At 47.4% G+C, this 13132-nt stretch carries 11 protein-coding genes; 4 read left to right on the top strand and 7 right to left on the bottom strand.

The annotated features are described in order from the left end of the window. Positions 1 to 4 precede the first annotated feature (4 nt). A complete protein-coding gene (locus R7F67_RS06960; protein ID WP_053304639.1) occupies positions 5 to 556 on the top strand; it encodes an outer membrane beta-barrel protein in 552 nt (183 codons plus the stop codon). A gap of 93 nt (positions 557 to 649) precedes the next feature. Here the strand turns inward: R7F67_RS06960 and R7F67_RS06955 are convergent, their stop codons facing one another. The 5 genes from R7F67_RS06955 to R7F67_RS06935 form a co-directional block, all read right to left on the bottom strand. Then, positions 650 to 1555 (bottom strand): EamA family transporter, encoded by a 906-nt coding sequence (locus R7F67_RS06955; protein WP_213961604.1) that lies wholly within the window; start codon positions 1553 to 1555, stop codon positions 650 to 652. 66 nt (positions 1556 to 1621) lie between these two features. Beyond that, positions 1622 to 2326, bottom strand: a complete 705-nt coding sequence (phnR, locus tag R7F67_RS06950; RefSeq protein WP_005442366.1) for a phosphonate utilization transcriptional regulator PhnR — start codon at positions 2324 to 2326, stop codon at positions 1622 to 1624. A gap of 9 nt (positions 2327 to 2335) precedes the next feature. Next, positions 2336 to 4060, bottom strand: coding sequence for a putative 2-aminoethylphosphonate ABC transporter permease subunit (locus tag R7F67_RS06945; RefSeq protein ID WP_258476065.1), 1725 nt, complete (start codon positions 4058 to 4060; stop codon positions 2336 to 2338). An 8-nt stretch (positions 4061 to 4068) separates the two neighbouring features. Then, a complete protein-coding gene (locus tag R7F67_RS06940; protein WP_005432488.1) occupies positions 4069 to 5175 on the bottom strand; it encodes a putative 2-aminoethylphosphonate ABC transporter ATP-binding protein in 1107 nt (368 codons plus the stop codon). Positions 5176 to 5680: 505 nt separating this feature from the next. Then, positions 5681 to 6691 (bottom strand): putative 2-aminoethylphosphonate ABC transporter substrate-binding protein, encoded by a 1011-nt coding sequence (locus R7F67_RS06935; RefSeq protein ID WP_005384363.1) that lies wholly within the window; start codon positions 6689 to 6691, stop codon positions 5681 to 5683. 266 nt (positions 6692 to 6957) lie between these two features. Here R7F67_RS06935 and phnW point away from each other — a divergent pair, with 266 nt between their 5' ends. From phnW to phnX, 3 genes are all read left to right on the top strand, one after another. Further along, positions 6958 to 8061: a 2-aminoethylphosphonate--pyruvate transaminase gene (phnW, locus tag R7F67_RS06930; RefSeq protein ID WP_318057118.1), complete on the top strand. Its 1104-nt coding sequence runs from the start codon at positions 6958 to 6960 to the stop codon at positions 8059 to 8061. A gap of 26 nt (positions 8062 to 8087) precedes the next feature. Further along, a complete protein-coding gene (locus R7F67_RS06925; protein WP_318057117.1) occupies positions 8088 to 9467 on the top strand; it encodes an aspartate aminotransferase family protein in 1380 nt (459 codons plus the stop codon). Between the two features lie 89 nt (positions 9468 to 9556). After that, positions 9557 to 10372, top strand: a complete 816-nt coding sequence (gene phnX / locus R7F67_RS06920; protein ID WP_053304644.1) for a phosphonoacetaldehyde hydrolase — start codon at positions 9557 to 9559, stop codon at positions 10370 to 10372. 85 nt (positions 10373 to 10457) lie between these two features. Here phnX and R7F67_RS06915 read toward each other — a convergent pair whose 3' ends face one another. Both R7F67_RS06915 and R7F67_RS06910 read right to left on the bottom strand, forming a co-directional pair. After that, complete coding sequence (locus R7F67_RS06915; RefSeq protein ID WP_017635087.1) at positions 10458 to 10820, bottom strand: hypothetical protein; 363 nt, start codon at positions 10818 to 10820, stop codon at positions 10458 to 10460. Positions 10821 to 10829: 9 nt separating this feature from the next. Next, complete coding sequence (locus R7F67_RS06910) at positions 10830 to 12860, bottom strand: S8 family serine peptidase (RefSeq protein WP_053304645.1); 2031 nt, start codon at positions 12858 to 12860, stop codon at positions 10830 to 10832. Positions 12861 to 13132: the final 272 nt, after the last annotated feature.

The following is a 13132-nucleotide window of genomic DNA, read 5'->3' as shown; positions in this document are numbered from 1 at the left end:
GTTCATGCGTTATTCATTCATTACTGCTTTAGTGCTGTCGGCTTTTTCTTTGTCAGCCAATGCAGAAACCAGTGAGCACATCATAGGTACAAACATTGGCTATGGCGATGTGAACTACGATGCTCCGACAAGCAAAGAATCAGGCGACATGTTCTTAGGTGAAATATATTACCGCTACATGCCAACACATAACTTTGGTATCGAAGCAGGTTATAAAGGCGCGTTTGACGGTATCGGCTCGATACTCGTGAGTCCGATTTCAGAAGTCACCGATACGAGCTTCTCCGGACCTCGCTTGAGTGGCTATGCCAGCTATCCACTTGGTGCTGGTTTCGAACTTTACGGTAAAGCAGGTATGACGCTCTACACCCTTGAGTACACTTACAAGGTGAATGGACAGAGCCGAAACATTGAACACACTAGCGTTGGCGGTGAAGCGGCGGCAGGATTAGGATGGAGCTACAAGCACTTTGGTTTAAACGCAGAGTATGTGTACTCAAAGAACAGTGATTTTGATTCTGGTGGCGTGATGTTCGGCGCTCAATTGCGTTTCTGACGTCCCTTATACTCCTACCCCTTCCCCAAAAACTAAAAAAAGAAAAAGGCAGCAATGGCCTGAATCGCTGCCTTTTTCTTTCATCAATATGAGTCAGTTCGTCAACGCAAGAATGATCCCCGCCACGATAGAAGTAACGCCAAGCCCTCGGGTGAGATACCATTTCTCAGACAGAAACCAAATCCCCATAAACAACCCAAACACAATGCTGATTTGCCTTAGTGCCACCACCAAACTCACGTTGTCGGTCATGGTCATCGCAAACAGCACCAAGCCGTAGGTGGATGCCATCATTACCCCTGCCATGCTGGCTGTTTTGCGGATCTGCCACGCTGTCTTAATCTCATCTGGCTTGCCTGTAGCCAAGCACCACACAAGGGCAGGAATACCAATTGCCCAAAACTGCACGCCTAAGTAAAAGATCGCACTGTACTGATCATTCAAGATCTCTGACGCTTGCCCTGTAAGTAAACTCAGCGCTTCTTTATCGACCACCGAGTAACCCGTTGTGCCTATTGCGGCAATCAATGCCCAGAACACACCAACGTTCAAATAAGAGCCCAATGTCATCTGACGAAAATTCGTCAGTGGTACCAGCATACAACCAAGGGTAATCAGCAAGAACCCAAGCCACTGCTGACTGGATAGTTCATGTCCCAATGCCACACTGATTGCGCCGACCATCATCACAGGCAGTGCCCGAGCAATGGGATAAACCACACCCACGTCTGCGTGCTTATAAGCGACAATCAAACCGACTAGATAGACCATTTGTGAAATGCCGCTAATGAACAGCAATCCCCAAAATTCACTCGGTAATGATGTCCAGCCAATGGTCGCCAAATACCAAATCAAATAAGGGGTAAGAATGGCACATGCAGAAAAGCTGGCCGCCATAGTAAACGCGAGTCCAGAGCCTGAGTTGCTTTTGCCAAGGATATTCCAACCCGCATGGAGAACAGCAGAAAAAACGACGAGACCAATCGCCAACAAATCCATTTCAATGTTCCTGTCTGAATAAAATAAAGGCCCCGAGATGGAGCCTTAGATGATGAGAAAATCCACTTAACGATTGAGTTCCGCAAGAGATTCAATGCTGATGGCATCGTGTCGCCAATACTCGATATCGCAATCAATCAACTCACCGTGCTGGTTGTAGTTGATGCGCTCCACTACCATCGCTGGCGTACCGGCTGTCGCACGCAGTGCCTGAGCCATTTCCCCCAACAAAGTGCTGGTTGAAATGCGGTAGCGAATCTTTTGATACGTCACGCCATAATGATCACGGTAAATGTCCGTCAGTGAATTTGATAAATCGTAGTCCAACAGGTTCGGAAACAGCTCTGGGCGAATGTAGTTTGTTACGAACACCACAGGTCTGTCTTCAAGGTATCGCACACGGTCAACTCGATACACATCCGAGAAAGGCTGCAAGTCCAGCAAACGCGCCGCTTGTTTGTTTGCCAACGTCCCTTTTGCTGCAACCAACTCCGTTTTTGGCACACGATTTTGCGCTTTCGCCATGTTCGGGAAGTTTAGCGTTTGGGTTGGGTCGTAACGCAATGGCTCAGGTGAGATAAACCAACCTCGGCGATCTTCGCGATAGATTCGACCTTCCGCTTCTAGCAGTGATAAAGCTTCACGCAGAGTGACGCGTGTAGTATCGAACGACTCCGCCAACTTACGCTCTGCTGGCAGTTTTTGACGCGGCGATAGCATGCCCGCTTCAATCTGTTCAACAATCGAATCTTTAATTTTTACGTATTGCACGAAGTGTCCTTATCTTTTGCGCCAAGCTTGTGTGCGATTTTCTAACAATTTACCCAAAGTCATCTGAACAATCTTCGCAATTGCGGCAGCCATCATGATCATGACAGCCATTGCCGCTGCAGCGCCAGTTTGACCTGCATCGTCCATATTCAGAATCGAGACCGAAGCCGGAATCGTATCGGTTGAGTAAAGGAATACTACCGCAGAAGTGGTGGTCAATGCATTAACAAACAAGTAAGTCGCAATGTCCAAAATCGCAGGTAAACACACAGGTAATGTCACTTTAAAGAACAACTTGTATTGAGGAAGCTTCACCGATGCCGCCGTGGCTTCAATCTCCGATGGCAACTGCTTTAGAGCTGTCAGGGCGGTCATGTGACCTACTGTGTAGTAATGCACTACCGTGTTAATTACCAAGAATGCCATGGTGCCATAAAGTACGTTCAAAGGATTGTTCGCATCGTTGAAGTAAAAGATGTAGCCCAAGCCAAGCACCATACCCGGAACCGCCATCGGCACCACGCTGAGCATTTGCATCACTTGGCGAATTGGACCAAACGCGCGCCCTTTCTCAATGCAGTAAGCACCAACAAAGATGATGGCTGTACCAATAACTGCCGTCCAACCTGCCAGCGTTAGCGAGTTGAAGAATGGGCTCCAACCGTAAGTGCTCATTTCGGCAAAGTTGTAGTTGTTTAGCGTCAGCGCTTTGTTCCAAGGCCAGAATGTAACTAACGAGCCATACACCGCCATGCCTAGCACTGCCGACACTGCGATAGAAATGATGCTGCAGTAAACCAAACAAATGCTGTCGCGCGCTTTGTTAGGTTCTGGCTGATAAGGCACCGAGCGTGTGTCGAATAAGCTCTTTTGCTTTTTCTGTACCCAGCGGTCTGCGCCGAACGCCATTACCGCAGGGAATAACAACATAATGCTAGTCACCGCACCCATGGCAAAGTTTTGCTGTCCCACGACTTGCTTGAAGATGTCAGTCGCCAGAACGTTGTAGCTGCCCCCAATCACTTTCGGCACACCAAAGTCCGTGATAACCAATGTAAAAACCACAATAAGCGTACTGATCAAACCGTATTTCGCCGCAGGTAACGTCACCATAAAGAAGGTTTTGATGGGTGAAGTTTTAAGTGCGCGCGCTGCTTCATACAAACGGGCATCTGAAGTACGCAGCGAAGTGGTTAAGATCATTAATGCATGAGGGAAGGTCCAGAAAATCAAACCCATCGAGATACCAATCACGCCGTAAACCGAGTTTCCTAACAGCATCTCTTTGGCAATGCCTTGATTACCGAAAAGGAAGATCAAACTGATCGCCGGCAACAACGAAGGCGCGAGAATCGGCGCAGTACCTAGGATTTGGAACAAACCTTTAAACGGCATACATGAACGAGTCAGCGCGTAGGCATAACCGAATGCAAGCACACCCACTACCGAGGTGACAATCACGCCCAAAGTGAAGGTGTTGCCCACCGACACCCACAAGCTTGAAGAGGAAAAGTACGTCGCAAAGTTTGCCAGACCGACAAATTCGCCATTGGCATTTTGCACACTCTTGGTCAACATTGCCCAAAGCGGCATTAAGATGAACAGCACCATCATGGTCGACAAGCCAGCGAGCAAACCAAACAACACAAGGTTGTCGCGGCTAACACGTCCGAGTAAAGATTTTGCTTTGTCTTGTGTGGTCAAGCTATTCATCGTCATTGTCTTCACATCCATGTTTACACCTACGCTGCTAGCGCTTTATCAACCGAGGGCACGGCGTAACCATGCAGCCCTTCTTCAGCAAACTGGATGTAACGTACATCGCCCGCCTTGATATTGAGTTTTTGAACCGTTTCCACAGGCACATCCACGACGATGGTTTTCGTTGAGCTGTCGTTTTGCAATACGCAATCAATGCGGAAAAACGCCCCCAGAAACTCGGTTGCGGTAACTCGCACAGGTAAAGAGTTGGTGTAGTTTTCAACGAACTTGATGCTTTCAGGACGCACCGCAAGGTCGAAGCGGTCACCACGTTGGATCTTACGATTGGTCAAGCTTGGCGCTGGCATTAGGGTTTCTGCAATGCGTACTTGGGAGTCCGTTGCTACTGAGGTTTCAATAAAGTTCATGCTGCCGACAAACTCAGCGACAAAGCGCGTTGCTGGTTGTTGGTAGATCTCTTGAGGTGTACCGACTTGCTCAATCACGCCATGGTTCATCACCACAATGCGATCCGCCATCGACAATGCTTCGTCCTGATCGTGCGTAACCATGATGGTGGTGATGCCCAGCTTACGTTGCAGCTTACAAATCTCGTCACGTAAGTGAACACGTACTTTTGCATCTAGCGCCGATAATGGCTCATCAAGCAGCAGTAGACCCGGAGACAAAGCTAATGCACGAGCCAAAGCAACACGCTGCTGCTGGCCACCAGAAAGTTGGTTAGGGAATTTCTCGCCGGAGGTTGGAAGACCAATGGTTTCTAACCAATAATCCACCTTCTCTAACGCTTCTTTGGTCGACATGCCTTGGTTCTTCAAACCCACTGCAATGTTCTCTTGCACAGTTAGGTTCGGAAACAGCGCGTAAGATTGGAATACGATGCCGAAATCGCGCTTCTCTGGTGGTAGGAATGTGGTCTCTTGACCGTTTTGAAAAATCGCACCAGACGTTGGCAAGTCTAAACCTGCAATGGCACGTAGCAGAGTGGTTTTACCGCAGCCAGAAGGACCAAGAAAACAAACAAACTCGCCCTTTTCAATCGCTAGCGAGATTTTCTTTAATGCAGTGAACTGTCCGAATTGCTTCACTACATTTTCAATATTTAGGTAATGTTGGTTAGTTGACATAACACATGCTCCAAATGGTATATACCAACTTTAGTTTTGGAGTGTTACGTTCCAATGACAAATTTATAGCCAGAAGATGACAAATAGATGAAGAGAAGCGAAGTTTGTTTACGTGACAATTAGAGATTCCCGACTCGCTCCTTCGTCACTCTCGAGAATGACGTGGTGAGTGTGGATTATAAATTCTGAATCACACGTATTGCCTAGAATTACGAGCTTTGACTTACACTCCATATGCTTAATATCGTCATTCCGGACGAGCCTAAGCGAGCCATCCGGAATTTCTTACAAGCACTATTTTCTGAGATTCCCGACTCACTCCTCCGTCGCTCTCGAGAATGACGTTGTGAGTGCGGATAGAAGCTCCCAACTTTCTTAAGTCCGTCATTCCAGCGAACCTAGGTGAGACTAGGAATCTACTTTCAGCAAACTCTGAAATAACAGAGAAACAAAAAATCCACCTCAACCGAGGTGGATTTCAGTATTCCACTCAAAGCAAATTCGATTAAGACTTTGGTTCTGATTTCGCGTCGAACTTCTCAGACCATGCCGCTAGAATCTCTGCACGCTTGCTGCCCATTTGCGCGAAGTCCATCTTCGCCATGTTCTCTTGAACGTTCGGGAAGTTAGACACAGTCGCTTTCACTTCTTTATGTGCAACCACTGGGTACATTTCTACGTAAAGCTCGTTTGCTGCTTTAGAGATTGACCAGTCGACAACACGTTTCGCTGCATCAGACTCTTTTACTAGACCAACGGCTTCTGATTCCCAGCCGATGCCTTTTGGTGTGATCACCGCTAGTGGTGCACCTTGTGTTTTCAGCTTCGCGCCGCGGCTTGCCATCGAGATACCGATAGCCACTTCACCCATACCCGCTTGAACACATGGCTTAGAGCCAGAGTGCGTGTAGTGTGCAATGTTCTTGTCTAAGTCACGCATGTAATTCCATGCCTGATCTTCACCCATGTTTTGTAGCCAAGCAGAAACCTGCATGTAGCCAGTGCCTGAAGACGCTGGGTTCGGCATTGCAATGTGACCTTTGTAAACCGGCTTCGTTAGGTCTTCCCAAGACGTTGGTTTCGGTAGGTTAAGTTGTTTCGCTACCGCTTCGTTGAAACAAACTGCGTTAAAGAACGCATCGTTACCGAACCAAGCTTGGTTTGATTGAGGGTCGTTTAGGTTCGCGTGCAGCTCTTCCAAACCTTTTGGTGTGTAAGGCTTAAGAAGACCTTCATCTTTAAGCAGTGCCATTGACGAGCCAGCAAGACCCCAAACCACTTCCGCTTGAGGGTTGTTCTTTTCTGCCAGCAATTTCGCCGTCATGATACCGGTTGAATCGCGAACCCACTTAATCTTGATATCTGGGTTATCTTTCTCAAACGCAGACTTGTATTTAGCAAGAATGTCAGTTTCGAAAGCGGTGTAAACCGTGACTTCCTGTGCTGCCATTGCATTCGTAGCTAGCAGAGAGACAAGTGCAGCCAGCGATCCTTTCATCAAACGGTTTTTCATCATTTTCTCCAGTTAATTTGGCTAAGTTTTCATTTGGTCTGTACCAGTTGACGATAACCACCCTACTGAGCCTTTGTGACGAAATCATGACCATTAAATGGCAGTTTTACGAAAATTTGCGATGAATAATTGTTCAAATGATCCGCTATTTTCTGGATGTTAAAGTTTTATGAAATTGAAGATTCGCCTATTTACTGCCCTTTTCTTCCTCGCTAGAGTGAACTCGAAATTTGGTGTAGACCAACTAGATTATTCTGATGGAAATCGAGATGAAAAACGAATACCTACTACTGACTCCAGGTCCTCTATCTACTTCTGAAACGGTACGTGAAGCCATGCTGAAAGACTGGTGTACTTGGGATGATGAATACAACAAAGACATTGTAGAAGTGATCCGCACTAAGCTTGTAAAACTGGCGACGGAGCAAGACGGCTACACCAGCGTACTAATGCAAGGTAGCGGCACAGCATCAGTAGAAGCGACGATTGGCAGTGCCATTGGCAAAGATGGAAAGTTGTTGGTTGTCGACAACGGCGCTTACGGTGCGCGTATCGCTCAGATCGCTGATTACCTAAATATTCCATGCCATGTAGTTTCCCCAGGCGAAACATCACAGCCACACTTGAACGAGGTGGAAACTGCATTGGCATCGGATCCTACAATCACACACGTGGCAATTGTTCACTGTGAGACAACCACTGGCATGCTTAACCCAATTGAGGCATTTGCTTCTGCGGCAAAAGCACACGGTAAAGTGGTGATTCTCGATGCCATGTCGAGCTTTGGTGGCATTCCTATCGATATCGCCGACCTAGGCATCGATTTCATGATCAGCTCTGCAAACAAATGTATTCAAGGCGTACCGGGCTTTGGCTTTGTGATTGCGAAACAAACTGAGCTAGAAAAGTGCCAAGGTCAGGCACGTTCTTTGAACCTTGATCTTTACGACCAGTGGCACTGCATGGAAGTGAACCACGGCAAATGGCGTTTTACGTCTCCAACGCACACGGTTCGCGCTTTCTATCAAGCCTTGTTAGAGCTGGAACAAGAAGGCGGCATTGAGGCTCGTCATAACCGTTACCAAACTAACCAGAAAACACTGGTTGCAGGTATGCGTTCTTTGGGTTTTGAGCCACTACTGAGTGATGACCTTCACTCGCCAATCATCACTTCTTTCTACTCTCCGACGCACAGTGATTACCAATTCAAAGCGTTCTACACACGTTTGAAAGAGCAGGGCTTCGTGATTTATCCGGGTAAGGTGTCGAACGCAGATTGCTTCCGTATCGGCAACATTGGCGAAGTTTACCCAGCAGATATCGAGCGCTTAATCGGTGCAATTGAAAAAGCAATGTACTGGCAAGTTGCGTAAAGCAGCCTTCTGATTGAGAGAGCGTTATGACTCAGAATATCAAACCGACCCATTTCCGTAGTGAAGGCGATATCAACACGACACCAGCGCGCCAAGCTTGGAATGCATCGATGGACGACGAACGCACGCAAACATTATTGAAGCGTGATTCGGAAGTCTTTCTTCATCAAGCCATGTCAACACCTTGCTTAGATACCTTGGAAGCAGCGGAAGGCATCTATATCCAAGATACTACCGGCAAAAAGTACATGGATTTCCATGGCAATAACGTCCATCAACTGGGCTACGGTCACCCGCATGTGATTAAACGTGTGCAAGAGCAAATTGCCAAACTGCCGTTTTCACCACGTCGTTTTACCAACGAGACCGCGATTGAATGTGCCGAAAAACTCACCCAAATCTGTGGCGGCGAATTGAACCGCGTGTTGTTTGCTCCAGGTGGCACATCTGCAGTGGGCATGGCACTTAAACTAGCGCGCCACATCACGGGCAACTACAAGGTGGTGTCTCTGTGGGATTCCTTCCACGGCGCATCGTTGGATGCCATCTCAGTGGGCGGCGAAGCGTGTTTCCGCCAAGGTATGGGACCATTAATGGCAGGTGTTGAGCGAATCCCACCAGCCGTATCTTACCGTGGTGCTTTCCCAGTCGCGGACGGCAGCGATGTGCATTACGCCGATTACCTCGAATACGTGATTGAGAAAGAAGGTGGCGTGGGCGCGTTTATCGCAGAAGCAGTTCGTAATACCGACGTACAAGTGCCGAGTAAAGCCTATTGGAAACGCATCCGCGAAATCTGTGACAAACAAAATGTCATGCTGATCATCGACGACATCCCTAACGGCATGGGTCGCAGTGGTGAATGGTTTACCTACCAAGCCTACGACATCGAGCCAGATATGCTCTGCATCGGTAAAGGTTTGGGTGGTGGCTTAGTGCCTATCGCAGCCATGGTAACCAAAGACAAATACAACACCGCCGAGCAAATCTCCATGGGCCATTACACTCATGAGAAAAGCCCTATCGGTTGTGCTGCAGCACTGGCAACCATGGAAGCTATTGAGCAAGACGGCTTGCTAGATAAAGCCAAAGCTGACAGCCAGTTCATGCGTGAAAAGTTGCTAGAGATGAAAGCTAAGTACCCAGTGATTGGTGATGTGCGTGGCATCGGCATGTTATGGGGCATTGAACTGGTCACTGACCACGAAAGCAAAGCACGCGCGTATGACGAAGCGGAAGCTGTGCTGTACCAATGCCTCAACAACGGAGTGAGTTTCAAGGTATCGCAAGGTAACGTGATTCAACTCAGCCCACCGCTGATCATCACTCGCGAACAACTGACAGAAGCGTTGGCAATTTTCGAAGAAGCCATCGCCAAAGTGTGCAAAGACTTTAACTACTTTTAGGGTCGACTGACCTCAACAAAAACCAATTTATCCAGAGCGCGGTTCCAATGTGTAGGCAGCGCTCTGGCAAGCAAGAAAAAGGATTGAACATGAGCAACTCACCAATTCAAGCAGTGATCTTTGACTGGGCTGGCACTATCGTCGATTTCGGCTCTTTTGCGCCAACTAGCATCTTTGTGGAAGCATTCAAACAAGGCTTTGATTTTGAAATCGACCTTGAAGAAGCGCGCGAACCAATGGGTCTTGGCAAGTGGGATCACATCCAAGCAGTGGGTCGTATTCCTGCCGTTGATAAGCGCTGGAATGAGAAGTTTGGTCGCTCAATGACCAGCGAAGATATCGACGCTATCTACGCAGCATTCATGCCGCTACAAAAAGCAAAAGTGGCGGACCATGCAGACCCAATCCTTAATGCGATTGAAGTTGTGAACGGTCTGAAAGACAAAGGCATCAAGATCGGTTCTTGTTCTGGTTACCCCCGCGAAGTGATGGATGTGCTGATTCCTGTGGCTGCGGATTACGGCTACAAACCGGATTACGTAGTAGCAACGGATGACCTGTCGCAAGGTGGTCGCCCAGCACCATTTATGGCACTGAAAAACGTGATTGAGCTGAATGTTACCGACGTTAATGCGTGTATCAAAGTGGATGACGCCGCACCGGGCATCGATGAAGGTCATAACGCTGGTATGTGGACCGTTGGTTTGCTGCTTTCTGGTAACGAAGCAGGTCTAACTTTTGAAGAATACCAAGCCGCGGACGAAGCAACGCTTGATGCCGCTCGTGAAAAAGCGCGTGCAAAACTGCTCAAGAGCTCGCCGCACTACCTTATCGATACAATCGCTGACTTCCCAGAAGTGGTTGCAGATATCGAACGTCGCCTAGCAGCAGGTGAGCGTCCTTAGTCTTCATCTTCCACAAATAAATGAAACAAACGCCCCTTACGTGAGGGGCGCTTTTCTTTTTGGCACTATCTTAAGGAGGTTTGGCTTATTGAAGCGTAGTTCCGTTAGATAGCAGCTTCCTTGTCGGCTCTTGCTCGGTGTATTCGACCGCATCGTGAGCGGCGAGCTTATCGACTTCCGCCTGTTCACCCACCACAATCAACACATGTTGTTTCACCAGAGCGTCGACTACTTCAATGTTGTGCTGACGAAGAAGCGCTCTCACTTCGCTCTCTTTTCCTTCATGATACTTAATAAAGTAACGTTCAGGTTGCTGCTCGGCTTGATCTTGGCGTTCATCCACGAGAGGAAATCCTTGATTGTTTGCCAAGCTGCTTGAGCTCAGTCCGATTGCCAATAGTGCGGTAGCGCCTACCGCAGACAAAGAAAGTAAGGTCAACTTCTTCATAGTCACTCCTTATTGAAAGGTCAGAGTCCAACTGTTGATGGTGCCTGTGTCTCTTCTGGCACTGTCTACCGCTTTTAGTTCCCATGTACCTTGCGATTCAAAACCAGAAAAATCCGCTTGGAACGTGTTTTTTATATCGTTAGCGCTGCCGCCAGTATTATTGTGAAGTACAACTTCTCCACCAGTCGGTGACGTTAAAGTCACTCGTAGATCACCGATGTAAGTGTGGCTAATATCAACGTCAATACTTACTGTGCCTGAATCACCAGAGCGATCGACTTCTACTGCACTGATTGCGCCAGAAGATTTATTATCTGGAATCGCAACAGGGCTGGTATTTGAGAAGCTAGAGTCCGAAGAGCTACCACCATCAGGTCCATTACAGCCAGCGTCCAAGAACAGCTTCGCCGCTTCAGCATTAACTAGGCCGTGGCCAGTACGGTTGTCTCGACCAGCAACATCAATATCTGTTGCAGTTTTCACTAGGGCATTACGTACTTGCGCTGCTGTACAGGTTGGGTGGTAACTCCACACCAAGCCAGCTACGCCCGTTACGTGCGGTGTCGCCATTGATGTACCATTGTAGTACTCGTAATCTTCACCAGAGGTTGTTGCAACAGTAATTTCCTGACCAACATACCCCAATAGCTCTTGACCAAATGCACGATCAACCGTTACCGAAACCATACGATAAGCGTTGTTTGTGTCTACCAAGAATGGGTTTTGTAAACCAGGTAGTTCAGAGTTGCTGTATACGATTGCAGCTCGCGCACCCGCATTGTAACAAGCCTGAACCGCATCTACTTCAGGGTAGTTTCCTGAAGACTGGTTGCCGATACGCTCAGTCAAACAAATTTTGCCCGACATATCACCACAGTTAACGTTACCGCCAGATACATCACAGCTATCTAGCATTGCCGTTACTGAACCCGCGATTGGATCCGGAACATACGAAGAACCGTTATTGATCAAACGATTGTGAGGAACAATCCCACGATCAAACTGGCTTACACCATTCAAGGTAATATCAGAAAGTTTACCTTCACCTACCGTAACCGTTGATAAGATCGCCACACCCGGGCCTGAGATCTCAACTTGATTAGTAGATTGTGAGAACGCTGCATGATCATTTTGATTATCAACAGCCGCAACAGACATCACTGAGTCATAAGAAGCTGGATAGCTGTGCGCTGTATTGCCATCATTACCTGCAGCGGCAATCAATAGAACGCCTTGATCGTAAATATTTTGCAGTGCATTTTGCTCAGTTCGGCTTGATTGACTACCACCAAGGCTCATGTTCACAACGTTAGCACCATTATCGGCACAGGTCTGGATTGCTTTAACAAGCCCAGATGAGTAACCCCAACCCGATTCGTTAAATACTTTCACGATGTGCAAATTAACATTCTGGTTTGGCATCACACCCTTTACACCTTCGGTGTTGGCAATCGCAGCAATCGTACCCGCGACGTGAGTACCGTGGGCATTGTTGTTACCCGGATCACTCCATGATCCCGTACCACTATCGTTAGTACCAGCAACGCGGTTACCGCTTAGGTCGTTGTGCGAAATGTCGTACCCTGAATCGATAATACATACAGTGCGATTACCCGCATTGAAGTCAGCTAGCAGTTGAGCATTAACCGCTTCATATCCCCATGGGGTCGTTTCGCTGAGCAAATAGCGAGGTGGATCGACTTCCACGTATTCCACATCACTACGATTGCGAAGCGGCTCTAAGTCATCGCCATCCAGTTCAACGCTGTAAATGGCGCGATTGCCCAGTTTTTCCACCTTACGTGCCTTCACCTGTTCTAGAACAGACTCCTGCGCGATTCGTGGCCCCCAGAATGAGTTACCACCCATTGAAGAACGGCTGACTGCATCTTCTTTGAATTTGACGATGTACTTCGTCGGTAACTTAGATTCATCAAATCCCATTGGTGGAGCCGCAAACGCTGACATCGAAGTGGTCAGTGCTATTGCTACGGCAGACAACGAAAATAAGCCTTGTTTTTTACTTGTTGTGTAGTGCATTTGCCCTATTCCTTATTTGAGCTAATTTTTATTCACTATATTCTCATGAAAAGTCATCATCATGATGTTTGCATGAGAGCTTCAGCTATAGTTTACAGAGCAAAAATGCCAAACAATTTGTTTCATGAATATACAAATTTGTACAAAAGATCATTCAATAAACACTTTAAGTTAACATTAAAAATCACCGACAAAACCTTATAAAGCAATTACTTAATTAACAAAAAGTGAATGTTAAATTAATGTTAGTGAGTAATTATTCTAAATATCAC

The organism is Vibrio sp. YT-17, from assembly GCF_033337375.1.
Taxonomy (GTDB): Bacteria; Pseudomonadota; Gammaproteobacteria; order Enterobacterales; family Vibrionaceae; genus Vibrio; species Vibrio alginolyticus.
The sequence above is the reverse complement of the archived record's forward strand: the minus strand, read 5'-3'. Positions and strand labels throughout refer to the sequence as shown.